Consider the following 23,967-nt stretch of genomic DNA (forward strand, 5'->3'; position numbering starts at 1 on the left):
TTTATCATATGAGTTTATTTTTTGTTGAATTAGAAATACCTTCGTTTGCAATAAGCTTTCAATACGACCAGATCAATTTGGTTTCTTAAACTCATTAATAAATAGTGATCCTATGAAAAAAAAAATTATTATCCTGTCAATTCTTCCATTATTTCTTCTGTCATGTGTAGTATCAAAGAAAAAGTATGAAGAATTAGAATATGCAAAACGCCGAAGTGATGCAAAAGTGGTTGCTCTCGATAATGAGAATTCGAAAAAAGGTCAACATATTAGTCAGTTGAATTCTAAGTTGGATCGAACGCTAATGGAGTATAACGAAATGAAGAATAGCATGTCTGAGAGCAATGCTATGAAGAATACTGAAATTGATGATTTAAGTACGGACTTGATGGGACTTGCTTCGGATACGACAGAACTTAAGGTTCGTTTGATGGAAACATTGGATAAGTATAATTCTGCCTTGAATCTAAATGATCAAAATAATGTGAAGATTTCGGGTTTGTTAAAACAAATTGAATCGTTAAAATTGGAGTCTGGTAAGTTGAGTCAGGATTTAAAGACTGCAACTATTGATGCTGATTGGGAAAAGAAAAAAATAGCTACAGAAATTAAAAAGAATAGTGATTTGATCTCAATGAAAGATAAGGAGATTGAAAACCTAAAGGCTGAAATTAAAGAAAAGGATGGTAAGCTAAGTTGGTTGCGAAAGGTTCAGGATGAAAATGAAGCTGAAATTGAAAAACTGACCAATCAAGTTAAGTTGTATAAGAAAGAGTACGAGAAGGCTGTTGCAAAATAAGTTTTTTTCAAGAATAGATTATATTATGAGTAAGATGTGGGATCAGCGTTATGCTGAATCGAAATATATTTATGGAAAGAAGGCCAATGCATTTTTCGAAGAGCAATTAAATCTTCTTAGTTCAGGCAAAGTATTACTGCCTGCAGAAGGAGAGGGCCGAAATGCGGCTTACGCTGCCAGCAAAGGGTGGGCCGTTGATGCCTTTGATTACAGTAAGCAGGCAGTTGAAAATGCTCGGGTATTCTTCGAGGAAAATAAGGTTGATGTAAATATGTATCATGGGAGTATTTTAGATCATCCTACAGTTGTCGAAAAATATGATGCTCTTGCCCTACTTTATTTGCATTTGCCTTCGCAGGAAAGAATGAAAACTCATCACTTTGTTGCTGATTCCTTGAAACCTGGTGGAGTTGTTGTAATGGAAGTTTTCTCGAAAAGACAAATCGGTCGAAATTCCGGAGGACCGCAAAAGGAAGATATGCTCTACGATATTTTAGAAATCAGACGGGATTTTCATGAATTTGACATCTCTGTTTTAGAGGAAGTTGAAATTTATCTTTCAGAAGGAAAATTGCATAATGGAAATGCGATGGTGATTCGATTTGTTGGACGGAAAAAGAACATTTAGATATCTTGATTAATTAATTTTGAATTTTTAGCTTTGCGCTCATGGAAGTTTTATTACTAGCACTAGTGGGAATTGCGGGAATTGCATTTTTAACCACCTATTTTGGGCAGCGTTGGAAATCGAAAAAAGATGGGGATGAGGAAAGTGAAACTTCAGAAGAACCATTGGAGGAGTGCTGTGGTGCACATGAGATTTGCGAAACTGATTTGATTAATAAAATGTCTGAGGAAATATTATATTATGAAGACCAAGAATTAGATGCGTATAGGAACTTCGAAGAAAACGATTTTAATGATGATCAAATTGATGAGTTCCGTGAGGTCCTTTATTCTTTGAAGCAAAATGAAATGGAAGGGTGGTTGAGGAGTTTAGAACTTCGAAAAATAGAACTTCCTTCCATAATAAAATCAGAAGTTGTGTTTATGCTCGTTAATGAATGAAGAAATACTGATGACACGGATGTGCTTATCATGGGCAAGGTTTTGATTTTCAGTATAAAAAATATCAATACCGATCTGTCCGCCGCCTTATATTTTCTCCTGTGGTATAATACTATAAAAGATGGTTTAGTTCGCAATTAAATTCGTACCTTTGCGGCTCATAAATTTTATAGAATGAATTCATTTGAAAATCTTGGCCTTTCTGAGGCTATCCTAGGAGCAATCAAAGAGTTAGGCTTCGAAAATCCGACACCAATCCAAGAAAAGGCAATTCCTGTTCTTTTGGAAGGTAGATCTGATTTTGTTGGTTTGGCTCAAACTGGTACTGGGAAAACGGCGGCTTATGGTTTACCTTTGCTCGAACTAATCGAGCAAGACCAAAAATTACCACAAGCTTTGATTCTGTCCCCTACTAGGGAATTGGGAATCCAAATTGCAGACGACTTAAGACTATTTTCTAAAAATATTTTGAATCTTAATGTGGTAAACGTTTATGGCGGTGCTAGCATTGATGATCAAATCCGGAAATTAAGAAGAGGAGCACATGTTATTGTTGCAACTCCTGGCCGTCTACTTGATATGATTAGACGTAAAGCAGTAGATCTATCTAAAATCGAATATTTAATTCTTGATGAAGCAGATGAAATGCTTAATATGGGATTTAAAGAGGATATTGACGTAATTCTATCTTCTACTTCTGAAAATAAATTGACCTGGTTGTTTTCTGCAACTATGCCTAATGAAGTTCGAAGAATTGCTAAAAACTACATGACAGATCCTGTTGAAGTTACTGTAGGGAAAGCGAACACTTCGAATGTAAATATTTCGCATCAGTATTATTTATTAAATAATCGTGATCGTTACAACGTTCTGAAAAGAGTCGTTGATTATTACCCAGAAATATTCGGAATTGTTTTTTGTCGTACCCGAAAGGAAACGCAGGAAGTAGCCGAATTATTAATGAAAGATGGATATGCTGCAGATGCTTTGCATGGTGACCTTTCTCAGGTTCAGCGTGATAAAGTAATGAGAAGTTTTAAAAATAAAACAATTCAACTTTTAGTGGCTACAGATGTTGCTGCTCGTGGAATTGATATTGATGACCTTACTCACGTAATTCATTACAACTTGCCTGATGAGTTGGAATATTATACGCACAGAAGTGGTCGTACAGCAAGAGCAGGTAGATCTGGTATTTCTATTGCTTTGATTACTCCTCGCGATGAGAGAAAAGTAAGAGATCTTGCCAAAAAATTAAATGTTGAATTTGCTCAATTGAAGGTTCCTGGTGGTGAAGAAGTTTGTGAAAGACAATTGCTTCATTATATGAACCGTATCAAGGAGGTAAATATTGAAGATAATAATATCGGAGCCCATTTTGAAGCCATAAACAACGAATTAAGCGAATTAAGCAGAGAGGATATCATTAAGAAATTTGTATCTCTTGAGTTCAATCGTTTTATGGATTTCTATAAAAATACTCCTGATTTGAATATGAAATCATCTACTCAAAAAAGAGCTCAAAAAACTCATGAGAGTGTTGATAGCAATGAAGATCGTATGTTTATTAATATTGGGATAAAAGATGGAATTGATGTTCCTCGTTTATTGACTTTAATTCACAAGCAATGTGGAGTTAGAGGAAAGAATATTGGTAGAGTCGATTTAAAGGGAGTGTTTTCTTTCTTTGATGTGGAAAAAGAATTTACTAATGAGATTGTAAAAGGTTTTGCTGGTGCAGTTGTGGGAGACAGAGCTGTGCGTATTGAAGTGTCAGGAGATCGCCCATCGAGTGGTGGTGGCGAAAGTCACAGAAAAGGTAGATCATCTAGAGGATCTGATAGAGGTGGATCTGATAGAAGCAGAGGCGGATCTGATCGCGGAGGAAGCAAAAGAGAATCATTTAAAGATAGACGAAGAAAGACTAGTGATAGTCCAAGATACTCGGAAAGAAAAAAGAGGGAAGCTTAGGCTTTTCGCAGAGGAGGATTATCATTTAAAGATTGACAAAGGAAGATTGGTGATAGTCCAAGATATTCAAAAAGAGGGAAGCGAAAGCTTCCTTTTTTTTTGCGTTATACTTGATTAAATTTAGTGGTTAATAATATAATGTATATATAATCTGAAGTTTATAATAAAGATCATAGTATTGATCAAATAGGTGTTTTTTATTAGGTTAATTTTATTTAATTTAACTAAGCTGTTTTACACAATGTATTATAGTGAGTTATGTATTAACTGGATTTTATACTTTGAATAAAAGTACAGTTCGAATTAATATTAAAATATACACAACAAAAAAAAATGAAAATGGATATGGATGATCTTTTTGGTAAATCAGACCAACTTTGGACAATGGCAATGGAGTATGCCCCTAAATTATTACTTGCCTTAGTAACTTTAGTAATTGGATTATGGATTATTAAAGTAATTACAAAAGGTGTTCGTAAGGTGATGGATAAGAGAGATATGGATGCAACCTTAAAGCCTTTCTTCATAAGTCTTTTAGGGATTTCTTTGAAAGTGATGTTGTTTATTACTGTAGTAGGGATGGTTGGAGTGCAAATGACTTCATTTATTGCCATTTTAGCAGCAGCAGGTTTAGCCGTTGGTATGGCTTTATCAGGTACCTTACAGAATTTTGCAGGGGGAATAATGATTTTAATTTTTAAGCCATTTAAGGTTGGTGATGTATTGGAAGCACAGGGATTCGCTGGAGTTGTTCAGGAAATTCAACTTTTTAATACAATAATGCTATCTTTTGATAATAAAACTATTATTATTCCAAACGGAGGTTTATCATCTGGTTCTATGATTAATTATTCAACTCAACCAACCCGCAGAGTTGATATGAAGTTTGGAATTGGTTATTCTGATGATATTGATAAAGCAAAAGCGATTCTTAATGGATTATTAACTAATCATGACTGTGTGCTTAAAGATCCAGCTCATTTTATTGCTGTTTCAGAATTGGCTGACAGTTCAGTTAATTTTACTGTGAGAGCTTGGGTGAATGCTGCTGATTATTGGACCGTTTTCTTCTATATGCAAGAAACTGTGAAGAAAGAATTCGATAAGAATAAGGTTGGTATTCCTTTCCCACAAACCGATGTTCACCTTTATAAACATTAATAAGTTAAGGATACATTACAAGGGAGGCGAAAGTCTCCTTTTTTTATGAGTTCATTTGAGATAAGTACGAAATGATTTAATTCCAAGCAATGTATTTTCTATTTTTGTTCGCTAAACTTTAAAGATCTTATGATGAAACTTACCAAAGGGAAAATAATTATTGGCTCAATTGCTATTGTGCTGTTTCTTATCTTCCTAATGTTATCTACAATTGTTAAATATTGGGTGAATGAAAATTCGGAAGAATTGACTGGTCGCAAAATTGAAATTTCAGAACTTCACTTTAATTACGCTAAGTTTTCTGTAAGGACAAATGGGTTTCGGCTTTACGAATTGGATAAGAAAAGTGATTTTATCTCTTTCGATGAGTTGTATGTAAATTTTAATCCATGGAAATTATTAGAAGGAGAGTATTCAATTAGTGAAATATTTTTGGATGGATTGAATGTTTCTGTTGTAAAGAATTTGAACGGATTTAATTTTGATGATCTAAGCAAAGAGGATGGTTTGCAAGTAATTGATAGCACTAGTTTAAATGAAGAAAAACAAGATGTAAAGTTTGCCATTCAAAATATTAAATTCAAAAATGGGCATGTTAATTACCTTGATATTAAAAAAGATAACAACATTGATCTCAAGGATATTAATATTGAATTGCCTTTAGTTGCCTGGGATAATAAGAAATCAGAGATTGGAGTTAACTTTTCAATGGGAAAGACAGGGCGTGTTTTTATTAATGCGGATATCAACCATTCTATAAAACGATATACCATTAATTTAGGAGTTACTTCCTTGGATATTAGTCCTTTTATTGTCTATTTGAAAGATAATATGGTGGTTTCAAAAATGGAAGGCTCGTTAGACACAAAGCTTGACATTAGTGGAAGTATGAATGATTTTATGGATGTTTTTGTTAGGGGAGATGCAGCTCTTCATGAATTCTCTATATATGATTCTGAGGGAAATCCATTTGTATCAGCGAAAGCTTTAAATGTGGTTTTGGATTCGTTGCATATTGGCTCTTCCCATTATGAAATTGGACGTGTTAGTATGGACTCGCCAGTTATTTATGCGGATTTATATTCTGATGCAAGCAATTTTGAAAAGATATTTGAGAGCTATTTGAAATCAGATATTCTTTCTGTTGACACGATTGCTAAAGAAGAACTGGAATCTTCATTGTTTTACCAGTTGGATACAATCGTTCTTACTAAAGGAGTCGTGAAATTTACGGATCATACATTAAATCGGAAATTTGTTTACGACCTGCATGATGTCAATATTAATATAGGGACTATTAACGCAGATGCATCAAAAATCCCGGTAGCCTATTCTATGAATTTAAATGGAGGAGGGAAATCTTCAGGTTCTGCTTTTTTTAGTTTAAAAGACGAAACTCAATTTAATATCCGTGGAAAGATTGAAAGACTTAATTTGATGAGCTTTTCACCATATACTGAGTTTTATATGGCAAGACCTATTACCCAAGGAGAGCTGACTTATGATTGTAGTTTGGATATGACTTCTGTATCGCTTATAAATAGTAACAAAATAAAAGTGTCGGAATTTGATTTTGGAGATAAAACCGAAGATCCAAATGCAATAAAGACTCCGCTACGTTTAGCTTTGTATCTATTAAAAGATCAAAATGATCAGATCAAATTTGACTTGCCTGTTTCTGGTAACCCTAAGGATCCGCAATTTAAATTGGGAGAAATTGTATGGAAAACATTTATGAATTTTTTGGTGAAAACGGTCAGTAAACCTTTTGGAATACTGGGCGATTTAGTAGGCTCCAATCCTGAGAGAATTGAGAAAATGCCATTTCATTTTTTACAGGATAGCTTGAATTCAGATCAAATCAATACATTAGAAAAACTTGCAAAAATTTTAGAGAAGAAACCTGAATTAAAGTTCGTGTTTTCTCAGGAAACAAATATCGTCCAAGAAAAAACCTTACTTGCAGTAAGGGAATGTGTAAATCGGTATTTTCAATCAAAGGTTATAAATGATAAGATCATCCCGAATGATCAATTAGAGATCTGGGCTGAAGAGAGTCTGGAATTTAGAACTTATATTTTTAATCAGGACAAATCAAATTCACAACAAACACTTCAAGAGAATTGTATTGCTATAATCGGTGAGCAAGTATTGAGTATTTTATTCAATAATCTCTATGAAAAAAGAAATCATATTGTCGCAAAGTCGTTGACGAACAAATCGTTAGTTGTTAGTGATGCCTTCGAATTCAAAAGTGTTGATTTAAGAAATTTGTCTGAAGAACAGCGTACTCCAAATTTCCGAATTGAGGTATCGTTACAATAAAATTTAATGCAGATGATTATCCTGATGCATAGTATCTTGTAAAACTAGGTGTTTTTTTATATGTTTGTTAAACCATGAATGAAGAAATAAATTTATATTTTATTACGAAGTGGAAGTCTCAATTTAAAAAGGGACTTCTCGAATATATTATCCTGCTATTATTGCGGTCTAGACCGTGTTATGGATACGAGCTAATTAGTGAGATGAATCAATTTACATCACTCGAAATTGCTGAGGGGACCATTTATCCCTTATTGAATCGATTGAAGAAAGAAAAATTGGTTACCTCGGAATGGGCTGAAATGGATACAGGTATTCCTCGAAAGTATTATAAGCTTACCGAGGAGGGAACTGCCCATTTAATGGTGATGAGAGAATATGTTGATGCTTTAAATCTTTCGGTTGAAAGGATTAAAGAGAGTGTTTAAAATAACCAGAGAAATCATATAACTAGTAGGTGATGAAAAAGTATATTTTGTCCTTGGATCAAGGAACCTCAGTATCAAAAGCGATAATAGTTAATCAGGATGGAGAAATTGTTTCTTTGGTTCAAAAAGAATATGAACAATACTACCCTAAACCTGGATGGATTGAGCAGGATGCAAATGAAATTTGGTATTCTCAGGCATCAGTTGCTGAAGAAGTTTTGGCAAAAGCAGGTATGACCGGAGCTGATATTGCGGGTATTGGTATAACAAATCAAAGGGAAACTACGATTATTTGGGATCGGATAACTGGTCAACCTATCTATAATGCAATTGTTTGGCAGGATAAACGGACTTCTCATATTTGTGATAAATTGAAAAAGAATGGTTATGCTTCATTGATAAAAGCGAAGACCGGTTTAATTCTGGACGCTTTCTTTTCTGCAACAAAAATAAAATGGCTTTTAAACAATGTAGAAGGAGCGAGAGAAAAAGCAGAACGAGGCGAACTTGCTTTTGGTACCGTAGATTGTTGGTTGATTTGGAAGCTTACCAAGGGGGAGAAGCACGTTACAGATGTATCTAACGCAAGCCGTACGATGCTTTATAATATTCATACATTGGAATGGGATCAGGAAATATTAGATATTATGGATATTCCGGCTTCACTTTTACCAAAAGTATGCTCATCAAGTGAAGTGTACGGATATACCAAAAGATCCATGTTCGGGACTGATATTCCAATTTCCGGAATTTGTGGAGATCAGCAGGCAGCCTTGTTTGGACAGGTTTGTTTCGAGAAAGGGATGGTGGAAAACACTTATAATACAGGTTGTTTTATTTTAATGAATACTGGAGATCACCCTGTAGAATCAAAATATGATTTAATTACTACAATTGCATGGAGTATTGGGGGCAAGGTTACTTATGCACTTGAAGGTAGCGTATTTATGGGGGGGGCCGTTGTACAGTGGCTCCGTGATGGCTTGGGTTTAATTCATTCTACCGAGGAAATTGAAACCCTTGCTCTTACCGAAAAAGATAATGGAGGCGTATACATTGTACCCGCTTTTACTGGATTAGGAGCACCTTATTGGGATCAATATGCCAGAGGAACATTTTGGGGACTGAATATGGGAACAAGTGTTGGGCATATTGCGCGAGCTTCATTAGAATCTATTGCGCATAGGTCGACAGATGTTTTACGGGCCATGGAAGCCGATTCGGGTATGAAATTTACACAATTACGGGCTGGTGGTACTATGGTGAGTAAAACCTTACTTCAGTATCAGGCTGATTATCTAGACATTCCTGTTGTTCAGCCTAAAAATAACGAAATTACAGCATTGGGGGCTGCCTATTTAGCTGGCTTGGGTGTCGGTTTCTGGGAAAGTATGGATGAAATTAGACAATATTGGAAGATTGCCAATGAATATCATGTTCAAATGGATAAAGAAACTGTGGCTCATCAAAAAAAATATTGGAATAAGGCCGTAAGCCGTTCCTTAAATTGGATCGATTCTGACGAATAAAAAACTCTATTTTTTTATAAAGAAAGCCGCACTTAATAAGTGCGGCTTTCTTGTTTATAGGAGTTTGTTTTGTTTTTTTTAATGAATTTTAACAGTTATTTAGAATTGTAAGCGTCTGTTAATTAGGTATTTATAGGGTTATTTGAAGTTTAGATTAAATAAGAATTAACAATTATAATACTACATACCTTGCAAAGCCAAGTATTTTATTTAGCTTTGTAAGGAAGGATTTATTAAAGGCTTTAGAAACATCTAAATATTTCAATAATAATTCACCGGAAGTAAGACTTCCTATTTTTTTCGCAAAGAACATAGTTATGCTATGTACTGTGTATACAGATTTAATTTTTAAATGAAAATTATTTAGCAATGGAAGATCAGAGATTTAATTTAGAAGTAGGCGATCGCCTTTACGACTTTTTCCTCGACATTATGGTACTGCAAAATAATAACTGTGTTCGAGATGAAGAAAATTCATATGGGAGTATTTGGGAGTTTTGGGAAAAAGAACTTTAGTAGAGCAAATCAAAGGTGAGAACTGTTTACAGAGCTGTTATGGAAAGAGATAAGATGATTCGGGAAATTGAAGAAATCGATTGTAAGTGGGATGTTATTATCATTGGTGGTGGTGCTTCAGGTTTGGGAGCTGCTATTGAATCAACTACAAGAGGTTATAAGACCTTATTGTTGGAGCAAGGTGATTTTGCAAAGGGGACATCAAGCAGAAGTACCAAATTGGTGCATGGAGGAGTTCGTTATTTAGCCCAGGGAAATATTTCACTCGTTTTGGAAGCTCTTCGTGAAAGAGGGTTGATGAAGCAGAATGCTCCTCACTTAGTTAAAGATCAATCATTTATCATTCCTAATTATACTTGGTGGGGGACTCCTTACTACACCTTGGGGCTTACCATGTACGATTTGATGGCCGGGAAATTAAGTTATGGTCGTTCATTACCATTCTCAAAAAAACGTACTTTAAAACACATTCCAACTCTACAGGATAAGAACCTTTGCGGTGGAGTTGTTTATCATGATGGTCAGTTTGATGACGCCCGATTGGCAATTAATTTGTGCCAAACATTTGTAGAAAATGGCGGTGTTGCCATAAACTACATGAAAGTGGGTGGCTTAAAGAAAACCAACGGGAAAGTAAATGCCGTTTTTGTAACAGATATGGAAAGCGGTTCTAAATATACTTTGGAAGCAAAGGTGATTTTAAATGCCACAGGTGTATTCGTTGATGAAATCATCAAAATGGATGAACCAAAAGCAAGAGATATCGTAAAAGTTAGCCAAGGAGTTCATTTGGTGTTGGATAAGGAGTTTGTACCTGGTGATCATGCTATTATGATTCCAAAAACATCAGACGGGCGTGTATTGTTTGCAGTGCCTTGGCATGGTAAGGTTGTAGTTGGTACAACAGATGTACCGAAAGATAGTGCAGAGTTGGAACCAAGAGCCTTAGAAGAGGAAGTTGACTTTATTTTAGAAACAGCAGGTCGGTTTTTAACAAAACCTCCAAAAAGATCTGACGTAAGAAGTGTATTTGCAGGTTTAAGACCTTTGGCTGCACCGAGTGGTGAAGGTAAAAAGACCAAAGAGATTTCGAGAGGACACAAAATCGTTGTTTCAAAATCGGGAATGGTAACTATAACAGGAGGTAAGTGGACTACTTATCGTCAAATGGCAGAGGACGTTATTGACACTGTAGCAAAAACAGGTGAGTTTCCTGAAAAGAAATCGATTACCCGTAATTTAAAAATACATGGCTATAAGAACGGCGTAGATCTAAACAATCCATTGTATTTCTATGGTGCTGATGAGGAACAGATTTTGGCTCTAGCTAAAAAAGAAGTAGGATTAGAAGAGTACTTGAGCGAAAAATTAAAAGTGATTAACGCTCAGGTGGTTTGGGGAGCAAGACACGAGATGGCCAGAACGGTTGAAGATATATTATCCCGTAGAACAAGATGTTTGCTTTTGGATGCAAAAGAAAGTATTGTGATGGCACCTAAAGTTGCTGAATTGTTGGCCAAAGAATTAGGCTACGACAAACAATGGGAAGAAAATCAGATTAAAGAATATAGTGAGTTAGCATCTCGATATATATTAAAATAGTTAGTAATTGTGAAAGTGGATTTGCGATGAGATTTTAGAAGTACTTCGGGAATTTAAAAGGTACTGCTATAATTGTTAGTTATAATAATATTAATCAGTTAGTTTTTGGCACAAAATTGACTCAGCGCAAATCGACTTACAATTTACACCAGGAAGAAAGGTGGTTACTTTGGTCACCTTTCTTCTATACTCTAAAAGAAAGTTTACAGTTCTATTGGCATGTTGAAAAAGGAAAGTTTTAGGTAAGAACTTTTTTTTTATAATAGACTCGCAATCGATTACAAATATTGATATGTATTGGTGAAATGAAGAAGTGATAACACACTTGTTTTTCCTTACTGTTTTGATTAGCAGTACTGTAGTTGACAGTGTTTTTTTTTAAGTAACCGATGCAAACGATATAGCCAAATAAGATAATAAATGAACTAAATACAATATTTTGATTGAAATGAAAATCCTTATTTTATCTTTTGAAATACTTTAAACAATACGAACTGATAGAAATTCATAAGAACTGGACCGTTATCTAACGGTAAGGTTTACTCTAAAACTGAAAATTAAATAACACAATAACCCAAAATTAGAATTAGTATGAAAGACAAGTTTATTTTAGCACTCGACCAAGGAACTACAAGTTCACGTGCTATCGTTTTCAACAAGAAAGGCGAGATGATTAGTACTGCACAAAAAGAGTTTACACAAATTTTCCCTCAGCCAGGATGGGTGGAGCATGATGCAAACGAAATTTGGTCTACTCAAGCAGGTGTTGCCGCAGAAGCAATTACTAGCGCAGGTGTTGATGGTAAAAGTATTGCTGCTATTGGTATCACTAACCAGAGAGAGACAACTGTAGTTTGGGATCGAGAAACTGGTGAACCGGTTTATAATGCAATCGTTTGGCAGGATAGAAGAACTTCAAAATATTGTGATGAACTAAGAGCTGCCGGACATGCTGACATGATTCAGGATAAAACAGGATTGATTATTGACTCTTATTTCTCAGGAACAAAAGTGAAATGGATTCTTGACAATGTTGAAGGTGCTCGTGAGAAAGCAGAAGCTGGTAAGTTAGCATTTGGTACTATTGATAGCTGGTTAATTTGGAAATTGACAAAAGGTGAAGTTCATGTAACTGACGTATCTAATGCAAGTAGAACTCTCCTTTATAACATTAGCACTCTTGAGTGGGATACTGAAATGTTAGAGCTTTTAACTGTTCCTGCAAGTATGTTACCAGAGGTTAAGTCTTCTTCAGAAGTATACGGACACACAACTTCTACATTATTTGCTCATAAAGTACCTATCGCAGGTATCGCTGGTGACCAGCAGGCTGCAACTTTCGGACAAATGTGTATAGAGCCAGGTTCTGTTAAGAATACTTACGGTACAGGTTGTTTCATGCTTTGTAATACAGGAAATAAGCCGGTAAAATCTAAAAATAACTTGCTTACAACTATTGGATGGCAAATTAATGGCAAAACTACTTACTGTTTGGAAGGAAGTATCTTCATGGGTGGTGCAATTGTACAGTGGTTACGCGATGGATTAGGTATTATTAAATCATCTGCAGATGTTGAGGCATTAGCTATGTCAGTGAAAGATAATGGTGGTGTATTTATGGTTCCTGCTCTTACCGGTTTAGGAGCTCCACATTGGGATCAGTATGCAAGAGGAACAATTGTAGGTCTTACAAGAGGTTCAACAGCTGCTCACATTGCAAGAGCTGCTCTGGAAGGAATCGCTTTCCAGGTAATGGATGTTTTAAAGGCGATGGAAGCTGATGCTGGAATCGAAATTAGAGAATTACGTGTTGATGGTGGTGCGGCAATTAACAACTTGTTAATGCAATTTCAGTCGGATATGCTTGATGCTCCGGTTTATCGTCCTAAGACTCTTGAAACAACTGCTTTGGGTGCAGCTTACCTAGCTGGTTTGGCTGTAGGATATTGGGATGGTATCGATGATATCAAAAATCAATGGCAAATGGATCGCAAATTCGAACCAACAATGGCTAAAGACGAATCCAAGAGACTTATTACTGGATGGAATAAAGCTTTAGGTCGTGCGAAAAGTTGGGATATCTAAGAGTAATCTTAAACTAAAACTATTTGAATTAATGCCGGATTGGGAGATGGATTGAACTGAGAAGAGGAACAATCCGGCATTTTATCTTTTAAATACAAAAACCCGTTTAATCTTTTATATTATGAATGAATTTATTGCAGAATTTTTAGGAACAATGCTACTAATTTTACTAGGTAATGGAGTAGTAGCGAATGTTGTATTAAATAAAACAAAAGGAAATAACAGTGGTTGGATCGTGATCGCTTTTGGTTGGGGATTAGCTGTATTTGTTGGGGTTGCAGTTGCAGGTCCTGTTTCAGGAGCTCATATTAACCCTGCTGTTACTATTGGTCTAGCTGTTGCTGGCATGTTTGCATGGTCGAAGGTTGCTCTTTATATTGCAGCTCAAATGTTAGGTGCAGCCGTGGGAGCATTCCTTGTATGGTTGATGTACCGCGATTACTTTAATGCTACAGAAGATGGTGGAGCTAAATTGGCTTGTTTCTCTACAGGTCCAGCTATCAGAAACCTTCCTAGTAATGCAATTAGTGAAATTATTGGAACCTTTGTATTGGTTTTCGTAATCTTTTATTTAGCAGGTCCTTCATTCATAGGTGCAGGTGGAGAAGGTGCTAAAATTGGATTGGGAACTATAGGAGCTTTACCTGTTGCATTATTAATTGTTGCTATTGGTCTTTCTTTAGGGGGAACTACAGGATATGCAATTAACCCTGCACGAGATTTAGGTCCAAGAATTATGCATGCTATTCTTCCTATGGATAACAAAGGAACAAGTGACTGGGGATATTCTTTAGTACCTATCGTTGCTCCTGTTATAGGCGCAGTTATGGCAGCGGCACTTTTCATGGCATTATAATAAAATTAACCACTACAAAAATTAACCTATCTAATGAGATTTGGATTAGTATTTATTTCAAATCTCATTAGAATCTAATTTAAATTAAGATGAAAAAAATTACATTTAAAATATCAGCACTATTGGTTCTGGTAATAATAATGGCTTCAAACCTTACTGTTAACGCACAAGGTAAAGTAACAGTCAGCCCATCGGTTACTACTCGTCATTACTGGAGAGGTATCATGGTAAGTAATTCTACAAACTATGAAATGGATCTTGCTTATACCAACAATAACTTCACATTTGGAGCTTGGGGTGGATATGCATTCGATAATACTTATTCAGAGTTCGATTTCCATGTAGGATACAAGTTTAGCGATCATTTTAATGTTGCAGTTTGGGATCTATTCGCAAACAGAGATAGAACTTCTATTGATGACTACAACTATCTTGATTTTGATAAAAGCACAACCAATCACTTAATTGATGCGAGTTTTAATTTTTACGTTACTGAGCAATTTCCTTTAAGTATTAGCGTAGCTACAATGCTTTATGGTCGCGATTTAGATGCTAGCGGAGATCAGAATTATTCAACTTATGTTGAGTTTGGTTACCCTGTTAAAATTGGTGGTGAGACTGTTTCTTTATTTGCTGGTCTTAATCCTTTTGCAAATCAGGTTTATGGAGAGAGCTTCGGTTTTGTAAATGTTGGAGCAACTGCTACAAGAGAAATCAAAATTACAGATAGCTTTTCTTTGAATACATGGGCTAAGATCGGTATTAACCCACAAGCAGAAACTGCAAACCTTATTTTAGGTATCGGTTTCTAAATTAGAACAATTAGTCGGAATACTGCTTTCCGATTTACCATAGGTTCAAAATAAATTAACGATCAACATTAAAATCCCGCCTTCTAAAAGGCGGGATTTTTTGTTTTTACCAAACTATTTCCCTGTATTCAACAGTTTCACTGTTAATGTCAGATCCATTATTGGCTGTTGCACTTTCAAATTCGTAGGCAAATACGCCTACCCAATAAGTGGTGCCCACGGCTAATTGAACTCCGTAGTTCCAGTTTTTTGAGTTTTCGTTAAACTCATATTCTGTTGCAGCTATCCGATCAGAAATGTAAAGAACTTTGCCATCTTTCTCAGTCATTAATTCTACAACATAGGTATCTGCATTATCTAATTCGTTCCACAAAATAGTAAAAGTATGGCCTTCTTTTTTGTAAGTGAAATCAGTAATCTCCATGGCTTCAATTCTTGAATCTAATAGTTTATCCTGAACTCGAATTGTTTCTTGTCCTACTGAAACTAATTCAAATTTGTAAATGCCATTCGCGATGTCAGTGGTTGAATAATCAGCTGTTTCAGGTAATAATCTGAACCATCTTTTATCGACGGTATAATCACTTAATTCGTAATTGGGTATTTCAGCGACAGGACTTTCGACCAATACTTCTGATAAATTCTCATTTGCGAAAGCATGAAAGGCTGGAGCGTAATGCGTTTCGTCGCCCACCTTACTACAACGAACAAACACATCGCCAATGCCATTAAATTCCGGTTCCTCATACTCATTTGTCTCACATGAAGACAGTATCGATATTGAGATCAATAAGAGAAGGCTAAATTTTAAACTTTTCATTTTTAATAGATAATAAATTAATATTTAATTTGACTTATTCTTCTGATGCTTAAAAATGAAATAGGTTGCTTTGGAGTTTTGTGATTTTTGTTGATTTAGCTGTGGACAATAACAAAAGAGGATCGAGGATTAAAAGATTTAAAAAAATTGTAATTTTAACGCAACCCATTTGTAATTGCAACAACTAATAGATAAATCTGTTTTGCGCTAAACCACGAAAGAAGTTGGAAAACCATCAATTGGATCAAATCATAAAGGATTGCATCAAGGGAAAATCGAAAGCACAAGAATTTCTCTATGTAGAATTTGCCTCTAAAATGCTAGGGGTGAGTTTGCGCTATTCCAAAGATTTGGCCGAGGCTGAAGACACTTTACAGGATGGGTTCATTAAAATTTTCCAGAATATTAAATCTTATCAGTTTAAAGGCTCGTTTGAAGGATGGATGAGGAGAATAATTGTGAATACTGCACTTGAAAAATTTCGAAAAGCAAAGAAAATTCAAATTGTAGAGGAGTTTGCCGATATCGAAGACGATGGTGATGAGAATTATTCCGAATCGGATATTTCTATAGATATTTTACTGAAAATGGTACAGGAATTACCCGATCGATATCGAATGGTATTTAGTTTATATGTTCTGGATGGATATCCGCACAACGAAATTGCTGAAGTAATGAATATTTCAGTTGGAACATCAAAATCTAATTTGGCTCGGGGCAGAGCTATTTTAAAACAAAAAGTAAGGGATTATTTACGTGTGAAAGAGAATAATTTAAGAGTATGCTAAAGGACAATAAACATATGGATAGTCTTTTTGCCGATGGATTAAAAAATCTGTCTGTTCCTCCCAGCCCTAAGGTGTGGCAAGGAATAAATAGCCAGCTGATGGCCGCCAAAAAGAAGAGATTGTTTGCTATTTATGTGTGGACAGGTGTTGCCGCGTCTATTCTTTTGCTCTTGGCCATAGGCAATCATTATTTTAGCGGGCAGCCAAATTACAACATGCAATTAAATACTATTTCCGAAAATAGTGCATCCCCTCAAAACGATTCTGAGCAAAACTTATATCAGCAAACAGATAGCAAAGCCAATACTTCAACAAAAAAAGAAGTAGCCGATCATGCAAATTCTTCAGAGGAGTTACTTGCATCTGAAAATAAGCAAGAGGAAATGACGACTGCAAATCAGGCATCTCAGAGTTCGAATTCAAGAGAGGCCAACTCGCAGGAATTATTTACCAATGGCAATACAGGCAGCGCTCTTAGCAAGTTTACCGGTTCAAATGGTGCCGAAATTAAAACATCGAAGGTAAACATCGCATTTCTATCCGAAGAAAAAGAGGCGACTTTTTTAGATAGCGATTTTGTAAATGAATTGATGAATAGCAAAACGGAGGAAAAGCTTTCAAATTTTGAATACGATCTTCCCACACATTTAGTCCCGAATACGAGTCAGTTAACTAAGACACAGGATTATGCGCTTATAGCGGATGAAATACAAATTCAGAAAAATATTCTGACCATTGAGCAACTAGGTGAGGAGAAAAACAATAAAAATAGATGGTCGATTATAGGTCAGGTATCTTCCAGTTATTCTTCTTATTCGGGCGACAGTAAAGGGAGTAATATGGAATCTGGTATTTGGAGTGTAGGGGGAGGAGCGAAAGTGAATTTTGCTGTGAATGAGAAGTTTGCTTTCCAGACAGGAATTGTTTACAATCGTTTTGGTCAGGATTTAAGTTCTGGTGGAGGCCGGGATTTGATGAGTGCTGACGCAAATCCGATTCCAGAAGATAAAACGATAAGTCGTGAAGTTTCCTATCCATCCGAAACTTCTGCAGGTTCAATTAGGCTAAGTGGAGGAAGCAATCTGCCAATGGCTGATCCGTCTTCTTCCTATAATGAATTTACAAGTTTTAATTCGTATTCATCATCGGCAGATTTAATTCAAAGTTTTAAAGCAATTGAAATTCCTTTTTTGATGCGTTACAATTTAGTTCAAAAACAGATTGGAGTGTTCGTTTCCGGAGGAGTAAGTGCCAACATGATTGTTGGAAACGGTGTGTACGATCAATCCAACGGAGGAAATAGGAAGATTGGGGAAATTGAAGGAATTCGAGCCACTAATTTTAGTTCTCAGTTTAGCTTCGGATTGGAATACAGGCTGAATTCAAAACTTCAAATTGGAGTAGAGCCTTCTTTTAAATATTATCTGAATTCCATAAATACAAGTAGTCAGTATCAGTACAAGCCTTACTCAATTGGTATTTTCACAGGTATTCGTTACGATTTTTAAAGATAATACCGAACTGCATATGAGGTTCATTCACCTGCTATAATTTAGCCCGGCAACTTGTGTGGGCTTTTTTATAAAAAAACAGCTGTCTCTTTAAACCATTTCCCGATTTTGCAGTCTTAGCATTCAGTTCGTAATAAGCGATCGAACTTCTGACAGTTGGCAGAAGTAAAATTTAGTTTCACAATAAAAAGAATCAAATGAAAGTTAATTTTTTAAAATTAGGTGTACTGGCCATAGGCCTGGTTGTTTTTTCTCAAGTGAATGCTCAAGAACAAAAGCCTAAAAAGGCAACTGTTTTTGCAAAAATGGATGCCAATTCAGACGGCTTTTTGGATAAGGCTGAATATGTTGCAGGAATGAAAGGAAAAAAGAATAAAAAAGGAGAAGAATTGGATGCTGCAAAATTGGAGAAAATGTTTGCTAGAAAAGATGTGAACTCCGACAAGAAGATCGATTTGGCTGAATTTAAAGCCAAAAAAAAGAAGAAATAAGGAAAGGTAAAGGTGCTGTTCAGTTTTGAATTGCACCTTTTTTATGCCAATACTACTGATGCTATCTTTTAATGGAGTTGAACCCGCGAAGCAAGGAAGTTATGCATGCCGCCTTTAGAATCTATCGCCTGAAGATAAAGCATCAAATTGGACCAAAAAAGCATCTCAATAAACAGCTTGTTAGGGTAGAGTTTCTGCGCTTGGCTCTTCCTTCTCGTTCAAAGAGTAAGACAAACGAGCATTGCTCATACTTTTCGATATGTGATTGTTCAATTGATCAATCAAATCGACAAGTACAGGATTGGCAGTAGCTTGTACCTGCAAACTGATCATGCTAAGCAAGGATCTTACTGCACAAGTAGTTGATTTTCGGGTACTACCAATAGTATTGGTATTCTGATCGCTGGTTTCGCTGCGTTCCTGGTTCAGAGCTTTGTATTCCTGCTCTGCTTCCACCATTTCATCCATCCAATCATTCGCCTGTATAGTTACAACAGCTGTTTTGCATGGCTCGGTTTGCAATTCAGCAATCATATTGTCCAAAGCTGCCGATTCTTCGGCAAAGGCCATTCTGTACAATTCGTTGCCATAGCGGGCAATTAAGCGTTCCAGTTCTTCGGCTGCGAGTCCCCAGCTTTCTGCTTTGCGATATTTGCACACACCAGTATAGCCTTTAAAGCCTAAAAATCGATCGTCTCTTTTCTGATCTGCCATCACCAATTTCTCAGTAAATGGATCGATATAATCGCGTTTTAAGGCCGATTCGAACAGACTGAATTCCGTTTTAGTTTTCTCGAGGAATATCTTAAAACCCAATTCTTCTGCGTTTGTTTTCCCTACAAGATCGATAATTCCTCCAATAAAAGTAAAGAGTGCCTTGTGCGAAAATAGGTAGTATGATATATTTTTCATACGTGTTTTTGTTTGATTTTATAACATATTTAAAGCGTATAATAGCCTGTTGGCTATGCAAGAGAAGTAAGGATAAGGGATGATTTTGTTTGCAGAGACAGCTTACCTTTTGAAAATTGTCCTTTACCACTTGCGTGGATCAAATGGTAACTGGTAAAATGAATATGATCCACTGCGTGGTCGATTTTCAAATTAAAAAATCGTCTTGATCGACGATGATGATCGAAAAATAATTTCTAAAATGAATAGGATCCACTGCGCGGTCGATTTTTAAGTTGAAAAATGGCAATGACCGCTTGCGCGATCAAAATTCAAATTGTAAAACGAGTCTGATCGACGGTGCGATTCAAAAAACAATTAATTTTTGAGTCTGACCTACGTGTATGGACATTTACCGAAAAACGAAGCTTCTTACAATCCCTCTTTATCCTTCTAAAATAAGTACTGTTTAGTAAATAGAGATGCTTTTTATCTGGTTCCAAATTTGTCAAAGAACTATTGTCGCGGCAGGGAAATAGGTATTGGCTTAATCAATAGTTTTCACCGATTTGTTATGCTATAGATTGCCTTTCTGTTATTTGCCTATAAAAAAAAACAGTCTTTATTTAACCTGTGTTTTTAACGAATATTTAAATTAATAAAAATTAATGAAACTGGAGGGTGTCAAATGTGCCAAGTTTTGTTAAGTGTGTATTTAGATTTGTTATGCATTATGTTTTAGGAGAGAGATGACTCTCCTTTATTGGCAGAGCAGATGGAAAACAGGAACCGTTCGGAGCTTTTAATAATTGGTTTTTAATTGCAAAACAAGCAGCTGTTCGTATTGTGATTTCAGAATTAATTATAAAGTTTGAGCAATTGGTAAGATTATATTTTTTTCTAATTGAAGTTCAGCCTATTAAAGATGCTGTCAAAATATCGGTTATTATTCCCTTTGATTTTATAACCATTGTTTAATGTTGACTAAGTTGGTTATGGGTGAGTATATTACATTATCTAATACTTCAAAGCTTATTGGTACTAGTAAAGAAACTTTGAGAAGATGGGATAGGGAAGGCAAATTGATTGCTGTAAAAGAACCTATATCAAATTGCAGGGTTTATAGAAAAAGAGACATGCAGGAATTTATGGGGGAGTTATTTGTGACAGAAGAGGAGTCTAATGAGGCTAAACCAAGTAAGGACTTTACAGTTTTTGGGCTCTTTGCAGTTGGTGGCCTGGTAATTGGAATGGAATTGGCGGGGTTTAAATGTATAGTCTTAAATGAAATTTGTATCGTTTCATTAGGTTATTATGGAATACTTGAAAGATACCCTTTAACGAATGTTCAGTTGTCTGATACCTTTTTAATAAGCACAGGATTAAAGCGAATCAATAATCCTGTGCAATTCTTATTTTGTTTTACCGATATGCTAGTTTGTCGTAATTGGTTTAGCAGTATATAATACTCTTTTTACTTTAATTACAACATCTATACGCCTGTTTTTTGACCTACCGTATTTTGTTTCATTGTTTTCAATGGGTTTGCTTTCACCAAATCCAACAGATGCAATATTTGACTGGTTATAATCCGGCATATTTGCCATTAAATATGCTTTTACAGCATCGGCTCTTTTTTGAGATAGAGTCAAATTCAAACTATCCCCTCCCTGAGAATCTGTATGCCCCTGAATTACAATCTTGCTTTCGGAGAATATGTTGATGGCATTTTGAACTTTTGCCAGTAAGGGATAATTATCAGGTTTCACTCCGGCGCTTCCTATATCAAAATTGAAACCGGTCATTCGTAAAATTATGTCATTCCCCTGACGAAGCACATTGGCTTCAGTCATATCAAACATATTGAATACCTCATCAAATTTTTCAACAATCTTTTCTTCATAAGCTATTTGATCTTCCAGCATCTGTTGTTTCATTGAGGCATCAGAAATTTGTTCTTTTTGCTTGCTACCCATCGCTTTAATTTGTTGGGCACTTGCAGCAATTTGCTTTATTTGGTTAGCATTGGTTGTTTCGTAAATATCCAGGTTATGCTTAAGCTTGAAAATACTGTCTTTAAGTATGATTACATTTGCCGATATTTTCTCAGCAGCAATGCTGCTGCCTTTATTAAATTTAACCGAAATACCTGTAACATCACCAATTTGTGTAAGATAGGATTCACCCCTTAAGATTAAATCTTCAATTTCCTTATCCTGATCATCAATCTCCTTAATATAATTTACAAGGTAAATAGCATGGCTTGCTTCGTATTCAGCATTTTTTGCAAGCATACGTGGCTTATCTGTATCGTAGCGTTCAGTTTCCAAAGCTGTTTGACCCTCCTTCAGATTTTTTTTAGCTTTTGCAAGGGTTTTGGGAGCATATTTTTCGGCTCTCATATCTTCTGCTTTGGCAATTAATTCCCTGGCATGATTGAATAAATTTGATTTAATAGCAGCAAGTTCTGCCTTGCGGTATAAATCATATGCCTCTTTACCCTTTTCTTTTGCCTTATCTGAATTGCCTTGCTCGTATTTGTGGGTTGCATTTTTAAATTCATCTTGTGCATCCTCCCACAACTCTTTTTCGTATACATCCGCTTCAGCGTCAAGTGCATCATCTCTTGAATTCAGGGTTTCAGCGAAAAGAACTTCCATTACATCAATTTCCTCAGTAGATTTCTGGAAATAATTAACAGCTTCCTTCAAATATTCTTTGATATCAGCTAGGTTGTCTTCGCTTTCATAGGCCGAATGAGCTTTTTTATAATACTTTAATCCGTCATAAAAATTTGAAGGGGATAATATTTCTGCCCGTTTGTCGATAGCGTATTGATATGCTTTTTTTGCATCATTAAATATTATCGACTTAGCATCTTGGGAAAATAGATTAGAAGTGTAAAACATACTTACAAGTATGCTTACAATCACCAACTTGTTTTTTGTGAAAGTTTTCATAGTTGTTTTTTTTTAATTTTCATTATCCCTGTTATTCAGGTTCATATGTGAATTTAAGATCACGATAAAAAGGGGGTATTATTGCCGGAAAGTGTTACATCATTATGGTCGTAAAACAAGATTTTTATTCACTGAGTTCTGCACTTTCCCTGCAAATACAAGTATTGAAGTATACTGAAAATAATATGTTTTTTCGCTTTTATATTAAAGGTTTATAAAATGGCCTAAACGACTCTGTATCAAGTTACAACTTTATTTTAAGAAAGCGTTATACAATTAAAGAAAAAGAGTTGCATTATTCACACATTAAGATTACCACGACTCATTTAATTTAGCGGGGTATTTTAATTCAGAGTTTGGAGAAAAGTATTATTTCAACAAATTAAAGGTAGTCTTGCCCCAAATTTATTCTTAGTTCATGAAATAGCTCAGGTTCTCGAAATAAGTTACGATAGCTCTTATCGTAGAATTCGAGGCGATAAAGTATTGTCTTTCGAGGAGCTCTATGCCCTGTGCAGTCATTATCGAATATCGGTTGATTCTTATTGCGGTATTGCTTCAAATAAAGTGGTTTCCGATTGTAGAATTGTTGAACCGGAAAGTTTTTGTGTTATCGATTGGTTACGCTTCGTTCTTCGCAATGTAGAAACCTTTCGGGCAGCAAGTGAGAGTGAAATTATCTACTCAGCAAAGGATCCTCCTATTTTTCATTATTTTCAGTTTCCGGAAATCTCTGCCTTTAAAGTTTTCTTTTTGGAAAAAACGCTATATAAGTTTCCGAACCATAAGGAGAGTTTATTCTGTTTGGATGATGTGAATCCTGAGATTCAAATAGTGGGAAGGCAGATTCTTTCTCTTTCAATAAAAATTCCAACAATTGAGATTTGCAATCAGGATACTTTTGATATTACTCTTAGTCAGATTGAGTATAATTGAGAACCTGCTGAGGGATTAGAAGATTCGTTTCAGTTGTACGAAAATGAATTGGGCGATAATACCATTTTCGTGAAGTTGGATGGTGTTCCGAATGTTTTCAAGGCGTTTAATTCTTTAAATCTTCTTCATACTACAAACCCCGATTTTTGCCATAGTGTAGAGGCGTACTTGCGTGGTTTAATTTCATCGTCGAACCTGATTAGTCGGGTTCGAGAAAAAGAGAGGCCTGAATTCTTCAACAGGTTGTTGAGTTCGGTTAAAACTTTTCGGGAACGATCTGCCTAAGCTTCCCTCTTTCTAACTTAGATTTCTTTAGTTATATTTGTGTATTGTATCGTTTTCAGACACTTACTTTCCTTTTGAATTGTTGGTGGAAAAGTAATCGAAGCTTTAAAATCATTAGGTTGTGTATTCTAAA

Annotated in this window: 22 protein-coding genes; 19 read left to right on the plus strand and 3 right to left on the minus strand. The window is 35.6% G+C overall.

Annotated features, from left to right (window positions below):
- The first annotated feature begins 112 nt into the window (after positions 1–112).
- The 13 genes from ALGA_RS16625 to ALGA_RS16680 all read left to right on the plus strand — a co-directional run bounded on the left by ALGA_RS16625 (position 113) and on the right by ALGA_RS16680 (position 15,152).
- Complete coding sequence (locus tag ALGA_RS16625; protein ID WP_096431073.1) at positions 113–799, plus strand: GumC domain-containing protein; 687 nt, start codon at positions 113–115, stop codon at positions 797–799.
- A gap of 25 nt (positions 800–824) precedes the next feature.
- Complete coding sequence (locus tag ALGA_RS16630; protein WP_096431075.1) at positions 825–1,427, plus strand: class I SAM-dependent methyltransferase; 603 nt, start codon at positions 825–827, stop codon at positions 1,425–1,427.
- A 41-nt stretch (positions 1,428–1,468) separates the two neighbouring features.
- Positions 1,469–1,867: a hypothetical protein gene (locus ALGA_RS16635; RefSeq protein WP_096431077.1), complete on the plus strand. Its 399-nt coding sequence runs from the start codon at positions 1,469–1,471 to the stop codon at positions 1,865–1,867.
- A 174-nt stretch (positions 1,868–2,041) separates the two neighbouring features.
- Positions 2,042–3,838 (plus strand): DEAD/DEAH box helicase, encoded by a 1,797-nt coding sequence (locus ALGA_RS16640; RefSeq protein WP_096431079.1) that lies wholly within the window; start codon positions 2,042–2,044, stop codon positions 3,836–3,838.
- Between the two features lie 333 nt (positions 3,839–4,171).
- A complete protein-coding gene (locus ALGA_RS16645) occupies positions 4,172–4,999 on the plus strand; it encodes a mechanosensitive ion channel family protein (protein ID WP_231705986.1) in 828 nt (275 codons plus the stop codon).
- Between the two features lie 129 nt (positions 5,000–5,128).
- On the plus strand, positions 5,129–7,324 hold the full coding sequence (locus ALGA_RS16650) for a DUF748 domain-containing protein (RefSeq protein ID WP_096431081.1): 2,196 nt from the start codon (positions 5,129–5,131) through the stop codon (positions 7,322–7,324).
- Between the two features lie 74 nt (positions 7,325–7,398).
- Positions 7,399–7,752, plus strand: a complete 354-nt coding sequence (locus ALGA_RS16655; RefSeq protein ID WP_096431082.1) for a PadR family transcriptional regulator — start codon at positions 7,399–7,401, stop codon at positions 7,750–7,752.
- Positions 7,753–7,784: 32 nt separating this feature from the next.
- Entirely contained in the window at positions 7,785–9,281 is a 1,497-nt protein-coding gene (gene glpK, locus ALGA_RS16660) for a glycerol kinase GlpK (protein ID WP_173804024.1), read from the plus strand.
- A 369-nt stretch (positions 9,282–9,650) separates the two neighbouring features.
- Positions 9,651–9,797, plus strand: a complete 147-nt coding sequence (locus tag ALGA_RS23010; protein WP_153244857.1) for a hypothetical protein — start codon at positions 9,651–9,653, stop codon at positions 9,795–9,797.
- A 39-nt stretch (positions 9,798–9,836) separates the two neighbouring features.
- Positions 9,837–11,399 carry a glycerol-3-phosphate dehydrogenase/oxidase gene (locus tag ALGA_RS16665; protein WP_096431086.1) on the plus strand — a complete coding sequence of 521 codons (1,563 nt, stop codon included), beginning with the start codon at positions 9,837–9,839 and terminating at the stop codon, positions 11,397–11,399.
- A 591-nt stretch (positions 11,400–11,990) separates the two neighbouring features.
- A complete protein-coding gene (gene glpK / locus ALGA_RS16670) occupies positions 11,991–13,484 on the plus strand; it encodes a glycerol kinase GlpK (protein WP_096431088.1) in 1,494 nt (497 codons plus the stop codon).
- 121 nt (positions 13,485–13,605) lie between these two features.
- Entirely contained in the window at positions 13,606–14,340 is a 735-nt protein-coding gene (locus ALGA_RS16675; RefSeq protein WP_096431090.1) for an MIP/aquaporin family protein, read from the plus strand.
- An 89-nt stretch (positions 14,341–14,429) separates the two neighbouring features.
- Positions 14,430–15,152 carry a hypothetical protein gene (locus ALGA_RS16680; protein ID WP_096431093.1) on the plus strand — a complete coding sequence of 241 codons (723 nt, stop codon included), beginning with the start codon at positions 14,430–14,432 and terminating at the stop codon, positions 15,150–15,152.
- A 106-nt stretch (positions 15,153–15,258) separates the two neighbouring features.
- Here the strand turns inward: ALGA_RS16680 and ALGA_RS16685 are convergent, their stop codons facing one another.
- Positions 15,259–15,972: a hypothetical protein gene (locus ALGA_RS16685; RefSeq protein WP_096431095.1), complete on the minus strand. Its 714-nt coding sequence runs from the start codon at positions 15,970–15,972 to the stop codon at positions 15,259–15,261.
- A gap of 224 nt (positions 15,973–16,196) precedes the next feature.
- Between ALGA_RS16685 and ALGA_RS16690 the strand changes: the two genes are divergently transcribed.
- The 3 genes from ALGA_RS16690 to ALGA_RS16700 all read left to right on the plus strand — a co-directional run bounded on the left by ALGA_RS16690 (position 16,197) and on the right by ALGA_RS16700 (position 18,762).
- Complete coding sequence (locus ALGA_RS16690) at positions 16,197–16,760, plus strand: RNA polymerase sigma factor (RefSeq protein ID WP_231705988.1); 564 nt, start codon at positions 16,197–16,199, stop codon at positions 16,758–16,760.
- On the plus strand, positions 16,754–18,268 hold the full coding sequence (locus ALGA_RS16695) for an outer membrane beta-barrel protein (RefSeq protein WP_096431097.1): 1,515 nt from the start codon (positions 16,754–16,756) through the stop codon (positions 18,266–18,268). The genes ALGA_RS16690 and ALGA_RS16695 overlap by 7 nt, the downstream gene beginning before the upstream one ends.
- A 200-nt stretch (positions 18,269–18,468) precedes the next feature.
- On the plus strand, positions 18,469–18,762 hold the full coding sequence (locus tag ALGA_RS16700) for an EF-hand domain-containing protein (RefSeq protein ID WP_096431099.1): 294 nt from the start codon (positions 18,469–18,471) through the stop codon (positions 18,760–18,762).
- A 180-nt stretch (positions 18,763–18,942) separates the two neighbouring features.
- Here ALGA_RS16700 and ALGA_RS16705 read toward each other — a convergent pair whose 3' ends face one another.
- Complete coding sequence (locus ALGA_RS16705) at positions 18,943–19,674, minus strand: DUF6261 family protein (RefSeq protein WP_096431101.1); 732 nt, start codon at positions 19,672–19,674, stop codon at positions 18,943–18,945.
- 974 nt (positions 19,675–20,648) lie between these two features.
- Here ALGA_RS16705 and ALGA_RS16710 point away from each other — a divergent pair.
- Positions 20,649–21,119, plus strand: a complete 471-nt coding sequence (locus ALGA_RS16710) for a MerR family transcriptional regulator (protein WP_096433711.1) — start codon at positions 20,649–20,651, stop codon at positions 21,117–21,119.
- Here the strand turns inward: ALGA_RS16710 and ALGA_RS16715 are convergent.
- Positions 21,087–22,613 (minus strand): OmpA family protein, encoded by a 1,527-nt coding sequence (locus ALGA_RS16715; RefSeq protein WP_096431103.1) that lies wholly within the window; start codon positions 22,611–22,613, stop codon positions 21,087–21,089. The genes ALGA_RS16710 and ALGA_RS16715 overlap by 33 nt on opposite strands.
- 486 nt (positions 22,614–23,099) lie before the next feature.
- On the opposite strand from ALGA_RS16715, the gene ALGA_RS16720 reads away from it, so the two are divergent.
- Together ALGA_RS16720 and ALGA_RS22840 are read left to right on the plus strand one after the other, a co-directional pair.
- Entirely contained in the window at positions 23,100–23,549 is a 450-nt protein-coding gene (locus tag ALGA_RS16720) for a hypothetical protein (RefSeq protein ID WP_096431105.1), read from the plus strand.
- Between the two features lie 33 nt (positions 23,550–23,582).
- On the plus strand, positions 23,583–23,834 hold the full coding sequence (locus ALGA_RS22840; protein WP_145957656.1) for a hypothetical protein: 252 nt from the start codon (positions 23,583–23,585) through the stop codon (positions 23,832–23,834).
- Positions 23,835–23,967: the final 133 nt, after the last annotated feature.

The sequence above is a fragment of the Labilibaculum antarcticum genome (assembly GCF_002356295.1).
Lineage (GTDB): Bacteria > Bacteroidota > Bacteroidia > Bacteroidales > Marinifilaceae > Labilibaculum > Labilibaculum antarcticum.